The 15,389-nt window shown below is 37.2% G+C and carries 11 protein-coding genes; 4 read left to right on the top strand and 7 right to left on the bottom strand.

The features are described from left to right. Window positions 1-30: 30 nt before the first annotated feature. A complete protein-coding gene (locus RM573_RS05390; RefSeq protein WP_311578357.1) occupies window positions 31-2,691 on the bottom strand; it encodes a TonB-dependent receptor in 2,661 nt (886 codons plus the stop codon). Window positions 2,692-2,920: 229 nt separating this feature from the next. Between RM573_RS05390 and RM573_RS05385 the strand changes: the two genes are divergently transcribed. Next, a complete protein-coding gene (locus tag RM573_RS05385; RefSeq protein WP_311578354.1) occupies window positions 2,921-4,870 on the top strand; it encodes a BCCT family transporter in 1,950 nt (649 codons plus the stop codon). 388 nt (window positions 4,871-5,258) lie between these two features. On the opposite strand, the gene RM573_RS05380 is transcribed toward RM573_RS05385, so the two are convergent. The 3 genes from RM573_RS05380 to nhaD form a co-directional block, all read right to left on the bottom strand. Further along, window positions 5,259-5,822 carry a CBS domain-containing protein gene (locus RM573_RS05380; protein WP_311578351.1) on the bottom strand — a complete coding sequence of 188 codons (564 nt, stop codon included), beginning with the start codon at window positions 5,820-5,822 and terminating at the stop codon, window positions 5,259-5,261. 63 nt (window positions 5,823-5,885) lie between these two features. Beyond that, entirely contained in the window at window positions 5,886-6,185 is a 300-nt protein-coding gene (locus RM573_RS05375) for a hypothetical protein (protein ID WP_311578348.1), read from the bottom strand. 117 nt (window positions 6,186-6,302) lie between these two features. Further along, window positions 6,303-7,724 carry a sodium:proton antiporter NhaD gene (gene nhaD, locus RM573_RS05370; protein ID WP_311578345.1) on the bottom strand — a complete coding sequence of 474 codons (1,422 nt, stop codon included), beginning with the start codon at window positions 7,722-7,724 and terminating at the stop codon, window positions 6,303-6,305. Between the two features lie 805 nt (window positions 7,725-8,529). On the opposite strand from nhaD, the gene RM573_RS05365 reads away from it, so the two are divergent. Next, window positions 8,530-9,876 (top strand): sodium-dependent transporter, encoded by a 1,347-nt coding sequence (locus RM573_RS05365; RefSeq protein WP_311578342.1) that lies wholly within the window; start codon window positions 8,530-8,532, stop codon window positions 9,874-9,876. Window positions 9,877-9,936: 60 nt separating this feature from the next. On the opposite strand, the gene trxA is transcribed toward RM573_RS05365, so the two are convergent. Beyond that, complete coding sequence (gene trxA, locus RM573_RS05360) at window positions 9,937-10,251, bottom strand: thioredoxin (RefSeq protein ID WP_311578339.1); 315 nt, start codon at window positions 10,249-10,251, stop codon at window positions 9,937-9,939. A 110-nt stretch (window positions 10,252-10,361) separates the two neighbouring features. On the opposite strand from trxA, the gene RM573_RS05355 reads away from it, so the two are divergent. Next, entirely contained in the window at window positions 10,362-11,243 is an 882-nt protein-coding gene (locus RM573_RS05355) for a LysR family transcriptional regulator (RefSeq protein WP_311578337.1), read from the top strand. A 47-nt stretch (window positions 11,244-11,290) separates the two neighbouring features. Here the strand turns inward: RM573_RS05355 and RM573_RS05350 are convergent, their stop codons facing one another. Together RM573_RS05350 and RM573_RS05345 are read right to left on the bottom strand one after the other, a co-directional pair. Continuing rightward, window positions 11,291-11,989 carry a TIGR01621 family pseudouridine synthase gene (locus tag RM573_RS05350; RefSeq protein ID WP_311578335.1) on the bottom strand — a complete coding sequence of 233 codons (699 nt, stop codon included), beginning with the start codon at window positions 11,987-11,989 and terminating at the stop codon, window positions 11,291-11,293. After that, window positions 11,989-13,347 (bottom strand): Na+/H+ antiporter NhaC family protein, encoded by a 1,359-nt coding sequence (locus RM573_RS05345; RefSeq protein WP_311578334.1) that lies wholly within the window; start codon window positions 13,345-13,347, stop codon window positions 11,989-11,991. Before RM573_RS05345 ends, RM573_RS05350 begins: the two co-directional genes overlap by 1 nt. A gap of 313 nt (window positions 13,348-13,660) precedes the next feature. Between RM573_RS05345 and gshA the strand changes: the two genes are divergently transcribed. Beyond that, the gene (gene gshA / locus RM573_RS05340; RefSeq protein ID WP_311578329.1) at window positions 13,661-15,235 is read left to right on the top strand and encodes a glutamate--cysteine ligase; all 1,575 of its coding nucleotides are present in this window, start codon (window positions 13,661-13,663) and stop codon (window positions 15,233-15,235) included. Window positions 15,236-15,389: the final 154 nt, after the last annotated feature.

Below are 15,389 nucleotides of genomic sequence, written 5' to 3'. Positions count from 1 at the left end.
CGCTATAATTGCTGTTAGCGTTTCGACGATTTAATAAAAATCGTAAGAGAACCTAAAGCCAATAGTACGAGGTCTATTCGTTACAACTTTCGGGGTAAATTGTTGCGTATCAATATTTAAAATGGCATGTTCATCGGTTAAGTTATCGATAAAAAGCTCTGCTTTCCATTCATCATTTGTTACGCCAAAGCTTAAATTGGCCAAAATGTAACTATCTGCCACATATCGACCGCCTTTGTAGGTATTGCCATTGCGGTCTTGGTAATTAACGCCTGAATAGACATTCGCTTCATTCTCAATACTTAAACCGGAGCCTGTGCCATAAATTAAATGACTGGCATCTTCTACCACATTAGCATTCATGGTCATACCCGTTAATCTATCGCCAGTATAACTGATAGAACCGTTGATATAGCCCGACATATCTCCTTTGATAGGGTAGTAGTAATTTGCTTGTAAATTCCCTGAAAACTCAGCGGTAAAAGGTAAGCGACTACCCACTGGTGGTGCAATACCGACGAGTTCATCATTGACTGAAGTCAGTTCGGTATCAATCCAGCTAAATGCCCCCGATATCATTAAGTTATCTGTTGCAGCCCAAGTAAAGTCACCGTCAATCCCTCTAATTTCTGCATCACCGACATTATCGGTAAATACTAAGAAGCTGATATTGGTAGGGTCAAATCGCGAGGTTTGTAAGTCAGATATTTCTGAATAATACGCGGTAGCATTAAAGCGTAGCGTTTGATCGAATAAGCTTGATTTAATGCCAAATTCAATATTATCTAAGCTATCCGTCGTTGAGTAGACAGGTATGCGAAAGCCTTCAAATGCACCTTCTTGAGACGTGGCTGAGCCACCACCAACTCGGTTAGTAACCGGTGGTCTAAAACCTTCTGAGTAAGACGCAAATACCATGACATCTTCTGTTACTTTCCAGTCAATCGATGCTTTAATAATAGTATCATCTACCGTCAGAACACCGTTATCATCAAGTAAGCTAGTTTCTAATTGACCACTGGCAATAGCTGCTTGAATTGCAGCGGCTTCATCAGCACCAAAAAACTCAGTTAATGCGGCGTCACTTCCATCACCAAATGCACGTAATCGACCACTGACATCTACGGTAGACGTTGAGCCTTTATAAATATCATCGATTTGATACCAACGGGCACCAAAGCTGGCAGTGACCGTGTCGGTTAAGTCATATTCATACTGGCCAAATACGGCTATTTGATCAATGGTGTGAGTGACATCATTAATGAAGCTAACTTCAGACGAGAAAGGTCCACCATCACTGTTAATGCCTTCATTACCTGGCAGTGTGCGTTGTAAGTTAGTAAAAAGAGGTAAATCAGTATTCGCTATATTAAATTGACCAACGGTAGATAACTCTTGAGAGTCATAAAAAATACCGGCAGTAACACGCCAGCGATTTTCCGCCGAAGTATTTGCCCGTAACTCATGCGTGATACGCGATGCACTGGTCTCTTCTTTATAATATTTTGTCGGATCAAGACATTCTTGAGCTTCAGGTGCTGCTGAATAGGTACAAAGGTAATAAGTAGCAAATAAGCCGCCATTGGTATAACCCGTGTAATCAATCGTTGAGTTAATATCTCTATCTAAATAGCCACCGGTATAAACAATATCGAGTTGCTCAAGGCGTCCTTCTAATGTCCAAGTGGTTAAACCAAAGTCGTCATTGTTATTTTCAGGTTGAAAACGATTGGTTGATTCCTCACCTTCAAGGTTTGGATCATAAGCAAATACCCCTTCAGTATCGAGAGATTGTTGCGTGTGCTGTACAAGCAATTCCCATTCATCATTGATTAAATAAGATAAACCGAAACGTGCACCCGCATAATTGGTGGTATTAAAGTTTTCTTCCACTAAATGATCATTTTTGGGTGTTACTATTGGCGTATTTTCAGGATCGGCTAACTTGCCCCAACCTGCAGAAATTCTATCTACAACAACGGCACTCCCAATATAGCCACCTTCACCAGGAACATTGAGAATGTTATCAATCCAACCACCCGCATGATCATTATAGGCGGCAACACGTACCGCAATATCATCTGATAAAGACATATTAAAATAAGCTTCAACAGAGTTACTCATGTCGCCGCCTTTCGTGCTGCTAATGCTAGTATCAAAACCGGCAGCAAAGCCATCATGAGTGGGTTTATTCGTGATTAAACGTACTGTACCTGACTGAGAACTTGCACCAAAGAGCGTACCTTGCGGACCAGGAAGTACCTCAACACGTTCAACGTCAGTTGCGTACACATCTAAATTACGACCTTGCATGGAAACGGGTTGCTCATCCAAGTAAAAAGCCACGGATGGTTGTAATGCTTGCACTGAAGATACGGAAATATTCGTTTGGTTTGTTGCCGCGCCGCGCATGATTATTTCATTTTGTCCAGGGCCTGTACCCTGAAAAGACACGCTAGGTAAAAACTCAACATACTCATCAAAATTGGCTACGCCAAGCTTTTCCAAACTATCACCGGTTATCGCGGTCACGGTAACAGGCACTTCTTGAATGGATTCGGCTCGTTTTGTCGCCGTTACTTCGATGACTTCAATCGCTGATTTGGCTTTTTTTGTGACTTCTTCAGCACTGAGAGAGCTCGACGCCGCTATTGCAGTTAAAACTGCGCAGTGTAGCTTAGTGAATTTCATATTATTTATCCCTAATAATTATATCTTCAGTTTTAGTAAATACTGTTAGAGTTCTAACTATATTTGTTGTTTTCTGTAGTTTAGCAATATAAGTGAATTTATTCAAAAGCTTGGCTTTATTGGTTTTTTTTGATAAACCAGTAATGCTCTATTTGTTTATGTGCTTGAATGTTTACATGGCGCTTTATCGATATATAATATCAATTCAAATTAAATTAAGGGAAATGCTTTGTCTGTAGCCGCCAATAGCCAATTAAATAAGAAAGTATTTGTCAGTGCCTCTTCCGTTATTATTGCACTGCTTATATTTACTACTTTTTTACCTAGTCAGGCACAGTTGTTATTCAACTTTATGCAAAAAAGTATTGTTGATAATGGCAGTTGGTTTTATGTACTGACCGTAGCGTTTATTTTCTTTTTCGTTATTTTTTTAGGCTTCTCCCGTTATGGAGACATTCGCTTAGGCCCTGATCATGCGATTCCCGATTATTCACTGCTAACCTGGCTTTCAATGTTGTTTGCTGCAGGTATGGGCATAGGACTAATGTTTTTCGGTGTAGCAGAGCCGCTTATGCATTATTTGTCACCACCTACTGCTGAAACAGGTACAGTGGCGGCAGTGCAAGAAGCCATGAAAATGACCTTTTTTCATTGGGGACTTCATGCATGGGCTATCTACGCGATAGTGGCTCTAGTATTGGCATATTTTAGCTATCGTCATAATTTACCGTTAACATTACGCTCAGCTTTATACCCGTTAATTGGAGAACGAATTTATCAATGGCCGGGGCATTTAGTGGACATTTTTGCCGTGGTAAGTACTGTTTTTGGTGTGGCTACTTCACTTGGTTTAGGCGCTTCACAAGTGAATGCGGGTTTTAGTTATTTATTTGATATTGATGTTTCTATCCCTAATCAAATCGTGATCATGGCAACGATAACCTTGTTGGCGGTTATCTCTGTTGCAACAGGTTTAGATAAAGGGGTAAGAAGATTATCAGAAGCCAATATGGTTTTAGCGGTGATTTTGTTATTACTTGTTTTTATTGTTGGCCCTACCGTGTTTTTATTGCAAGCATATTTGCAAAACATTGGTGAATACTTGGCAGATATTGTTCACAACACCTTTAATTTATTTGCCTATAAAAAAACGAATTGGATAGGTGGTTGGACTATATTTTATTGGGGTTGGTGGCTTGCTTGGGCACCTTTTGTTGGCTTATTCATTGCGAGAATTTCTCGAGGTCGCACGATAAAAGAGTTTATTGTGGGGGTGATGCTGATACCTACCGTGTTTACCTTATTTTGGATGACAGTATTTGGAAATAGTGCAATCGATCTTGTTTATAATCAAGGTGTGGCTGAACTGGGTGAGATGGTTAGTAAAGACACGTCCGTAGCGTTATTTGTCTTTCTTGAAAACTTCCCGTTAACTTCCGTACTGTCATTTTTTAGTGTGTTAATGATAGTGATTTTCTTTGTAACTTCCTGTGATTCAGGGGCCATGGTAGTTGATATGCTTTGTTCGCACGGAAAAAACGATACACCATTGTGGCAGCGTGTTTATTGGGCGGTTGGCATTGGAATAGTGGCAGCCATTTTGTTGTTAGTAGGCGGGCTTAATGCCTTGCAAACTATGACCATCGCGAGTGCTTTACCTTTTGCAATTGTATTAATACTCGCCATTATTGGTTTAATCAAAGCATTAAGGGTAGAAGCGTGTAAACAAGAGAGTCAACAATTAACGGCAATACCACATACGACTAATGAGCATAATAATAGTTGGCAAATGCGCTTAAAGAGTGTTGTTGATTACCCTAATAAAGCCAATGTAAATAAGTTTATTAGTCAAACGGTTGCTCCGGCTTTTGATTTGGTTGCAAAAGAATTACAAGCAAACCAAATCAAGGTAAAAATATCAGATGAAAACGGTTTGAGTTTAACGATTGAACATGGTGAAGAACAAACGTTTATTTACCAAGTGATCGCTCAAAAGTATTCGCAGCCTGACTTTGTTGTAGAAGACGATGATGATGAACAAAGTTATTATCGAGTAGAAGTTCATTTAGTCGAAGGTGGACAAGATTATGACATTATGGGCTGGTCGAAAGATGCGGTGATCAATAACATTATTGATCAATACCATAAACATCTGCATTTTTTACATTTATTACGTTAACGATTAAGGCGACAGGGTATATATTTACTGGTGCTTTATCCCAATTGTTTTCCTGTTAGATCATGTGTAAAGCGCATAATGTTGTGTGCGCTTTATACCAATCTGTATAAGTAAGTGATCGCTTAGCGAGAATTTAAAGGTTCAGAGGCAAGGCTTTGATTGCAGAGAATGGTTATTCCCTTATCAAAATCAATAACGCAGCATATGAACCTTTAAAACTCGCCCTTTAGGAACATATGAACACCATGATAACTGCACAAAATTTTCTTGATGTAGAATGACTATATCTTCATCAATTTTGTTTGTTCTAATGTCGTTCATATAGTTCTAAGTGAGCACTTCTTTATACGGAATGGTATTAAACATATATCGTTGGCTTTCGTCGGAATTATTGAATATATGCCTCTTCATAAATGGTGTTAAATGAAAATTCATTATCGTTACCAGCATTCATTTGGAGTTTTCTGGCAATATCGCTTGAAGAGATAACACCTCGAATGTGATGATTATATTTATCTAACACCACACAATGCCTTAATTTATAATTTCCCAATGTTGTAACAATATCTCCTACGGTAGCGTTGACAAGATCATTCAGTTCAAAAGCATGGAGTTGAAATTTTGGGATCATTAAATCTTTCACTAAAATATCATCTCGATGAATACCTTTTGAAAGTCTTGCAATAATATTTTGTTCTGATATTTCATTGGTACTGATAATACCTAAAAAATCTTCTTCATTTGAAATGGCGACTTTCATTCGAACATGGGACTTTTGCATTAATTGTAATGCTTGAGTTGCCGTAGTATCCGCTTCAATAACCTGTGCTTTTTGATATTTAAAGTCGGTAAATACGGACATGGCTGAAGAGGAAAGGTTGATATTTTCATTGTAATTGGGCGATAAAATATTATCGACCGCTGTCAAGTTGACTAAGGGTAATTTTTTCATGATGACCTCGATTCTTGCTAAATTTAGTGCAAATAATTAATGGGTATTGAATGTAAATAACAACTAAATGTAACGAGGCGGAGCGCGAGTATAATTTAACGCTAAGTAGGTACGAGGAACAAAAGGTGATTGATATTGAGGTTGTTGAAAAACTCTTTTGGCTTGTTGAAATTTCAGCCAAGAAGATACAATCACATCAGCATCTTCTGAGTTAGGGTCTTCGATATCTGTAAAAAATGCTAACTCAGCATAACTATTTTCATTGTCTGAAAAGAGCGGATGATCAGATCCAGCGCTATTTATTTCACTTGAAGAAATAATCGCCTGTAGAATAAAGAGTACTTTTAAGTATCTATAAATCATTGATCATGCTTTTCATCGAAACCTTATACTTATTAAGTAAGGTCAAGTTTTCTCAATTTAAAGGTGAGAACTAAAATTAACGCCGATTTTTTAATGCTCGGCGTTAATTTTATGGTTTTAGCCATTGATCAAAAAGTGCACCGCGATACTTGCTATATAGCCTAAAACAATTGCCCAAGACCATTTTAGGTGACCAAGAAATGAATACACGCCTTTCGTTTGTCCCATTAAGGCAACACCCGATGCCGACCCGATAGATAATAAGCTTCCACCTACACCGGCGGTCATAGTCACTAATAACCATTGTTGTAAATCCATGGTTGGATGCATACTCAATACCGCAAAAACAACAGGGATATTATCGACAATAGCAGATAATACGCCTACCGCGACGTTGGCATAAGTTGGGCTCCAATGGCTATACATCGCTTCAGAAACTAAACTTAAGTACCCCATAAAACCTAAACCGCCAACACACATAACTACGCCATAAAAGAAAAGTAGCGTATCCCATTCTGCACGGGCTACTTTTTCGAAAATATCAAACGGGATAATATTTCCATGCATTTTCAATGCTTTTTCATCGTTATTCGCTTGGGCTTTTGAACGTTTTTTGTCAAGTGAACGAGGTAGGCTTAATCGTAAGTAATAGCCAAAAAATTTCAAATAACCTAAGCCCATCATCATACCTAAAACGGGTGGCATATTGACAAAGCTATGACACATTACCGCTGTAGCTATGGTTAATACGAATAAGGCAACAATCCTTTTTGCTCCGCGTTTTAATTGAAATGATTCATCAAGTATCGCTTCTGATTTTTCGTTGGAAATAAAAAAGCTCATGATAATGGCGGGTACTAAAAAGTTAACTAATGAAGGAACAAATAACACGATAAACTGTTCAAACTTAACTAAACCTGCTTGCCATATCATTAAGGTGGTTATATCGCCAAAAGGACTGAAGACCCCGCCAGCATTTGCGCCAATCACGATATTTATACATGCAATGTTGATAAATTTTTTATCTTTATTCGCCACTTTAAGAACTATGGCACACATTAGCATGGCTGTTGTCAGGTTATTGGCAAAGGAAGAAATTGCAAAAGCTAAAATACCCGTTAACCAAAATAACGATCTAAGGCTTAACCCTTTTGCGACCATCCAAATGCGAAGTCGGTCAAAAATGCCTCTTTCTTCCATCGAGTTAATATAAGTCATCGCAACAAGTAAAAATAACAGGAGTTGCGCATACTCTAAAAGATTATGATTAAAAGCATGCTCAGCTTCATCTGGAATGCCATTTTGGGTATAAATCCAGCCGATGATCAGCCAAATTATCCCTGCTGCGACTAATACAGGTTTAGATTTTCTAAGGTGAATTAAGTCTTCACCAATTACCAGTAAATAGGCGATAACGAATAAGCTTAGTGCAGTGAAACCAAAAATAGAGTTGGTTAAGTCAATGCTACCCGGCTCAGATGCGAATGAAGAAAAAGAACAAATGAAGTATAAAAAACAAAATAACAATGGTTTGAACATGAGGAGGTATTCTCAAAAACTATAAATATATCGTAGATAAACGCGATTTATAGGCTCTGTATCTACAAGGATTTATATTATTAACGTTATGTTAACTATTATATAAATAACCTTGTCGCAAAGCATGCTATTTTGAAGACTAAATAAGTCTTTCTTTAATTAAGTTATTTCAAATCTATCTATTGTTATTTATTCGATAAATTAACGAATGATTGGTAGACATTTCTATTTTCAAATAAAATGACTCAATAATTAAAGTGGAGGCGCTGGGTATAAGTCTATCCAAAGATTTTTACGAAACAAGGGCGTTTTTTCGGATAAATACGGGTTCTTTAAAGAAATGACGTTTCGCCTTGTTTTACGAACCGCGCTGACGATTTCACCATAGTGTTTATTCAATATTGTATTAAAACTGCCATCGGCAATGGCGCGCTCTAAACCTAATAAAATATCATTTGCTAACCATGAGTTATTTTTTCCTACATAAAAATAATAGGCGGTTGGATAATGAATAAGAATATTTTTGTCGATGGATACATTTAAATCTTGCAGGGCTTGATATTCAGCATTGCAATTCTGTTTGGTTAAATTATTGACGGAACATAGTTTATATCAAAGATATCGTTAAGTACGTTAATCTAATGGTTGTAATTTGTATGAAAAACCATCGTTTTGGTAATTCCTTCTTTACGTTTTGATCTTAGGTAGAAAAAATTAAACCATGAAAAGAAGTTGAAAATACTATTTTTCTTGCGCCAGATTAAGTAAATTAAGGCGATATTAATAATAACAAAGATGAATTTCAATGGCAGCTTCAAGAGGCGAGTTTAGTTCTCGTATTGGTTTTATCATGGCAGCAGCAGGTTCTGCTGTTGGACTGGGAAATATTTGGGGATTCCCAACACAAACGGCAAGTAATGGTGGTGCTGCGTTTGTGCTTGTATATTTAGTTTTAGCTTTTTGCTTAGCTTACCCTGCGTTTATGGCAGAATTATTAATTGGTCGATATGGCCAAGCAAACGCCGTAACTTCATTACAAAAAATGTCTCGGACCTTGTTCCATAAACGTTTTGCCTTTTTAGTGGGCTTTGGCGGGGTAATATGCGCAGCGTTAATTCTTAGTTTTTACGGGATATTAGCGGGCTGGATGGTTTCTTATGCCATTGAGCCCATAGCCAAAGTAATTGGCAGTGATACCACGGCCACTTGGGTGATCTCTCAATCATTAGCGAGAAATGTTTTATTTACTGCAATTTTTATGTTCTTAACGGTTTTTGTGATTCGACGAGGCGTTGAAGACGGCATTGAGAAATGGTCAAAGCGGTTAATGCCTTTGCTTATTACTCTGTTAATCATTTTGATCGGCTATGTTTTCACCTTAGACGGTGCAACAGAGGGGTTAAATGCTTATCTAAACCCTGATATTTCGCGTGTCTTAGAACCTGATTTATTAATTAGCGCACTGGGACAAGCATTCTTTTCATTGTCATTGGGTACCAGTGTTATGGTGATTTATGGTTCATATATCTCTAAAAAAGAAAATTTAGTCACACTAGGTGCACAAGTGACGTTAATTGATGTTTCTATCGCCTTCTTAGCTGGCTTGCTGATTATTCCTGCAATGTATGTTGCACAAGCGCAAGGTGTTGCTATCTTTGCTGAAGATGGTAGTTTGATTTCTGGCTCAGGCTTAGTGTTTACTGTTTTGCCGAGTTTGTTTGAAACGATGGGGGGAATGGGGCTATTTGTCGCTTTTGCATTTTTCATTTTAATGTCGGTTGCAGCGTTAACCTCATCTATATCTATGCTTGAAGGTCCCGTTTCTTTTGTTGTAGAACGCCATAATGTTGAACGTAAAAAAGCGACCACTTTTATCGGTATTCTTATTTTCATAATGAGTACAGCTATTATCAGTAATATCGGTGTGATGCTAGATTTTGTTGCTACGCTGGCTACTGAATATGGACAACCTATTATTGCCATGCTGTGTTGTGTATTTGTTGGTTGGATTTGGCATAGAAGTGAAATTTTAAAAGAACTTCAAGAAGGTAATGAAACAGTTGAAAATAGCTTGTTTTGGAAAATTTGGCCGTGGTATACCAAGTTTATTTGTCCTACTGCTATCTTAATTGTTTTTATTCATTCACTTTAATTCACTTAATACCCTAAAAAAAACCAGTCATTTAATGACTGGTTTTTTTATGATTGGTGTTTACTGTAAAACAAATTCTTGTACTTGTTTTACTGAAGCGGCACCAACTTTTCTATCAATCACTTCCCCGTCTTTTACTAGTAATAAGGTAGGGATCCCTCGAATAGAAAATTGACTCATCAGTGTTTGTGCTTGATCCGCATCAATTTTTACCACTTTAATATCTTGATGCTCATTCGCTACTTGTTCTACAACAGGAGCTATCATTTTACAAGGTCCGCACCAAGGAGCATAAAAATCGACTAAAACTTTGCCAGTATGCTGACTAACTTCTTCATTAAACTGCTCTGCTGTAATTTCGCTAACTGTACTCATATTTTTCCTTTAATTACTTTGTTCATCTTGATCAGTAGTGTATTTCGGTTGCTTTCATATGATTAGTCCGGTTAAATGAAAAAGATTGTTTTAAAAATAGGATAATAAAATTGATTGATGCTTTAAATGGTTATTTATACTTTGTTACGATTGTCGAACAAGGCTCGATAACGAAAGCGTCTCGTGCGTTATCAATACCTAAATCAAAACTAAGCCGACGTCTAGCTCAGCTAGAGCAACAATTAGGTAGTCAATTATTAATAAGAACTACCCGAAAACAACAGTTAACAGAAAGTGGATTATTACTGTATCAGGCCTGTAAACCACATGTTGAAGCCTTGAATGTTATGGAGAGTTTAGTGCATGACAAACAAAATAAAATTAAAGGGAAATTGAGTTTATTACTGCCGTTAGAGTTTTTTAATAAAGTGATCAGTGCATTGATCACAGAGTTTGCTTTTAAATATCCTGATATTGAGATTCATTGCCATCATTATTCAGATGCCTATCCTGAATTTGATCACCAATATGATTTAGTGTTTGTTTTACATGAAAAAGCTTTACCTACCTCACATTGGATTGGTAAAACCTTATTAAGTTTTCCTCAATCCATTTATGCATGTGAAAATAGTCAATTAGCTGATAACAACAATACGGTTGAAGAATTGCTTATTCATAAAGCGATCACTGCATCTGAAAGCGAACAATGGCTATTTAGACACAACAATAGTGTACAAGTGTTCACACCCAATATTGCCATGGTGCTTACCAGTAATGAAATGCGGTTAGAGGCTTGTCAGCGTGGTATGGGAATTGTCAAATTACCCGATTATATTGCGAAAAATAATCATAAAATTAAAGCGATTTCTGTTGAGCATAATGTGATGGCGCAGCAGTTGACTATATTATTTCAGAGTCGAAATATACCGGCAAAAACGCGTACATTTATTGATTACTTTCAAAGTAAACTTGGTTGTTTAACAAATGATTAGCAGACTAAAAGGCCTTATAAATAACAGTTTTATGTTTATCTTTGATTCTAGATTTTGGGCCAAGCTAAAGCCCATGGAATGATTATTTTTGTTAAAACGTGATGTGTGCGCTCATCAAGAAATTCTTTCCCTATTGAAGGGGGTAAAACATACTGGTACTCCTGCTCATCTAAAACGAACTTTAACGCGTAGGCATGCAAATACCCACGATCTGAGCTTGAATTTGCATAGTAATTAGGATCACCGATAATCGGGGCTCCTAAGCTGTTCAGCGCAACCCTTATTTGATGAGTTTTTCCTGTGTAAGGTTTGACAATAAACAAACGTTTCCCTTGCGTAAGGCCAAAACTGAAAAATTGACTGATGGCTGGGTTATGTTGACTTCGTGCGAGTCTCCACGTGCCACGTCGACTTTTCTCCATATCTCCTTTGATTAAGCCCTGTTTTTTACTGGGTTTTTTATCACTAATGGCAAGATAGTATTTTTCGATATTTCTACTTTCGAATAACTGCTGAAATTGGCTAGCAGCCTTTTTGTTTTTAGCAAAAATGAGCAAACCAGATGTCATTTTATCTAATCGATGGACTGGATATAAATTGTCTAAAGATAATGTAGATTTTATTTGATTAAAGAAACCTTGTTGGTTCGCTTCGTCATGAAAACCAACGCCCGGCGGTTTATTAGTAATAATAAAGTCAGCTTGCTCATCAATGATTTCAAGATCATAGTTTTGCTTAGTCTGCATTAAAAAGTGAAGCCTATGAGTGTATATATGATGAGCGTCATTCCCCCGCCAACAAGCGCATAGGGTAATTGTGTTTTCACATGTTCAAAATGATCACAACCACTGGCAATTGAAGCAACAACTGTCGTATCTGAAATTGGAGAGGCATGATCACCAAAAATACCACCACCTAATACAGCAGCGACTAAAAACTCAATCGGCAAACCGGTTTGTTGGGCGATAGGAATTGCAATCGGTATTAAAATCGCAAATGTGCCCCATGAAGTTCCCGTAGCAAACGCCATAAATGCTGCGGCAATAAATAAAATAGGGGCGAGTAAATATTGAGGCACTTCGACATTCAATAATTGACTCACATAAACACCGGTACCTAACTCTTTAATGGCATCACCGAAAGCAAAAGAAAGCACTAAAATTGCCACGGCTGGTGCCATATGCTTAATCCCAGTCCACGAATGATTTAAGATGCTGTTAAATGTCATCAGTTGATATGATTTAATCATTGTAACTAAAATAATCAACGCACTTACGATGGCCCAAAATACTGAAAATGAACCTGAGCCTCTGCGCATATCTCCATCACCTGTGATCCATAATAAGATTAATGTGATAACTAATAAGGCTAACAAAGGTAACCACATGATCACTGCTGGGGCGTGATGCTCAACATGGTGGGTGTTGTCTTTATTAATAATCGATTGAGCATGTTTCATAGGGCCAAATACTCTGCCGCTAAAAGCTGTGTAATAAGCCATAAGTACGGCAATAATCGCGTAAAAATTATAGCCTACCGTGCCAATTAAAATTCCAACGGGATCATCAAAACTATAGCCATCGAGTAAACCTAATACATAAGCTCCCCAACCGTTAATCAATAATAAAATGCTAATAGGAGCACATGTTGAATCAACTAAATAAGCTAATCGAGCCCGGCTAAGATTATGTTGATCAAATAACTTTTGACTCGCCATTCCGGCAGTAAACATACTTAAATTCGTATCAGTAAAAATACTGGTACCTACCACTGTTGGCAGTATGGCGGCTTGGCGTGAATTTTTCACAAGATTTAACCGTGCTAATAACGCGATAAAACCATTTACCGCACCGGATTGGTTCATTAGCGCAACAAGGGCACCAATTAATAAACTAAAGGTGACAATATAAACATTGCCAATAGACGAAAATACTTGAATAAGCCCTACAGCGCTATTGGTTATGCCCGCAATAGGTTGCCAATTAGCGATCATCAAAAAACTGAGCAACATACCACTAAATAAAGCGAGTAATGCATTCTTTCGCCAAATAGCAATGATAATAGCAATGACAGGAGGTAAAAGGGTTAAAGGACTATCTTGCATATTAGGTTAATTCTACACGTTATTATTTCGCTAAACTTTACCTGATGTTCTATATATTAGAAATAGCTCATGCAAAAATTACTGGTTAAAACGACAAGTAAGAAACAATTTCAATCGAAAACATTGATAGAAATATATTTTATTAATGTTCGGTCTAATTGATCAATAGCATAATCGATCTGGGTATTTGATAGTATTTTAGTTATATTCTTAGAAGAAAATAACACAATAAAAAAATTCAATGGCCATTGAAATATCAACCATTACCCCTTAAATAGGTAATCAGTAACTGCTTCATGCAACAAGGATTATTTTGACATTATCTTTTCAACAATATATCAACACACTAAGTGATGATACACACATTCAAGCTTTAACTGGCATTGGAAGAGGCATAGAACGAGAAGGGTTACGAGTGCTTTCTCAAGGAAGATTATCGGAGCACGATCACTATCACAACCTAGGTGCAGCGCTGACTCATCCCAATATCACCACAGATTACTCAGAGTGTTTATTAGAATTTATTACGCCGGTAAGTCATTCGCCAGAAGAGGCAATCGCTCAACTAAGAGATACTCAGAAATTTACATTGTCACAAATTAATGACGAATTAATTTGGCCGATGAGCATGCCTTGCTTCGTAGACGACGATGATAAAATAGTTCTAGCTAAATTTGGCAACTCAAATGTTGGTAAAATGAAAACGGTATATCGTCAAGGTTTAAAAAACCGTTACGGTAGTATGATGCAAGTTATTGCCGGTATTCATTTTAATTTTTCGTTTTCAGATAGCTTCTGGCAAACACTTAAAGTCATAGATGATAATCATGATGAAATGCAAGATTATGTTTCTGCAAGATATTTTTCGCTTTTAAGAAACTATAAACGTTACTGCTGGTTGATCCCATACTTGTATGGCAGCTCACCAGCTATTTGTCCGTCATTCTTACAAAATAAAGCCACTACATTACCCTTTAAAAAATCTAAAAGTGGTTATTTGTACCTTGAACATGCCACATCACTAAGAATGAGTGATTTAGGTTATACCAACAGCGAACAATCATCTTTGCATATTTGTTATAACAACCTTGAAGGTTATCTCAATGGCGTAAAAGAAGCGATTAATATCAAATCAGAAGAATTTGAAAAAATAGGAATTAAAGTTGATGGCAAGTACCAACAATTAAACAGTAATGTTTTACAGATTGAAAATGAACTTTATGCACCTATTCGCCCTAAACAAGTTGCCAATTCTGGTGAGAAACCATCTCAAGCACTGCAAAGTCGAGGCGTTCAATACATAGAAGTGAGAGCGTTAGATGTTAACCCTTTTGCAGATACCGGAATTGATCAACAGCAAATATACTTCCTTGATATATTCTTAACGTTTTGTGCATTGATGGAAAGTCCGACATTAGATTGTGATAAGCAAAATATTTGTGAAGAAAATATGGATGAAGTGGTAGTGAGGGGACGAGATCCTCAGTTATTACTATCAGATGAAGGTATTGAAAAATCGATTGAAACGTGGGGAGGAGAGCTTTTTTATGATATGGAAAAAGTGGCAAGATTACTGGATAAAGCCTATCAGTGCGATAAATATAGCGAAGCCATCGCCATTGAAAAAGCGAAACTGACAGATTCAAGCTTAACCCCTTCTGCTAAAATTCTTGCCATTGTTGTTGAGAAAGAACAAAGTTTGACTCAATTTGCATTAGCGAAAGCAAAAAGCTATCGAGCAGAAACCTTAAAAAATGACTATCAATATTATTCTCAACAGTATTTTATTGATCAGGCTGAAATATCCCACCAAAAACAAGCCGAAATTGAGCAAGAAGACAAAGTTGATTTTGATACGTTTATACATGAGTATTTTAAAGAAGTTTAACTGTCTAAAATAGTAGACGTTAATGGCTCTATTACATTAACGTTTCCTTGACTTGTAGGCAAAAAAAAGCGCGTTAGGGTAACGCGCCGTAATAGTAAGAAAGCAGTCCAGGGAGGTTTGCGCTCTCATAATTTATGACAGACGCTTTTTTTAA

This window comes from Thalassotalea castellviae (genome assembly GCF_031846185.1).
GTDB classification, from domain to species: Bacteria; Pseudomonadota; Gammaproteobacteria; order Enterobacterales; family Alteromonadaceae; genus Thalassotalea_H; species Thalassotalea_H castellviae.
Note: the sequence above shows the minus strand (reverse complement) of the source record. Positions and strands in the feature narration are given on the sequence as shown.

Excerpts from the sequence above, each read along its gene's own strand:
- RM573_RS05380 (WP_311578351.1), bottom strand. The coding sequence starts at position 5,822 with ATGAAAAAATTACCCTTAGTCAACTTGACAGCGGTCGATAATATTTTA.
- RM573_RS05365 (WP_311578342.1), top strand. The coding sequence starts at position 8,530 with ATGGCAGCTTCAAGAGGCGAGTTTAGTTCTCGTATTGGTTTTATCATG.
- RM573_RS05375 (WP_311578348.1), bottom strand. The coding sequence starts at position 6,185 with ATGATTTATAGATACTTAAAAGTACTCTTTATTCTACAGGCGATTATT.
- RM573_RS05345 (WP_311578334.1), bottom strand. The coding sequence starts at position 13,347 with ATGCAAGATAGTCCTTTAACCCTTTTACCTCCTGTCATTGCTATTATC.
- RM573_RS05350 (WP_311578335.1), bottom strand. The coding sequence starts at position 11,989 with ATGCAGACTAAGCAAAACTATGATCTTGAAATCATTGATGAGCAAGCT.
- nhaD (WP_311578345.1), bottom strand. The coding sequence starts at position 7,724 with ATGTTCAAACCATTGTTATTTTGTTTTTTATACTTCATTTGTTCTTTT.
- trxA (WP_311578339.1), bottom strand. The coding sequence starts at position 10,251 with ATGAGTACAGTTAGCGAAATTACAGCAGAGCAGTTTAATGAAGAAGTT.
- RM573_RS05390 (WP_311578357.1), bottom strand. The coding sequence starts at position 2,691 with ATGAAATTCACTAAGCTACACTGCGCAGTTTTAACTGCAATAGCGGCG.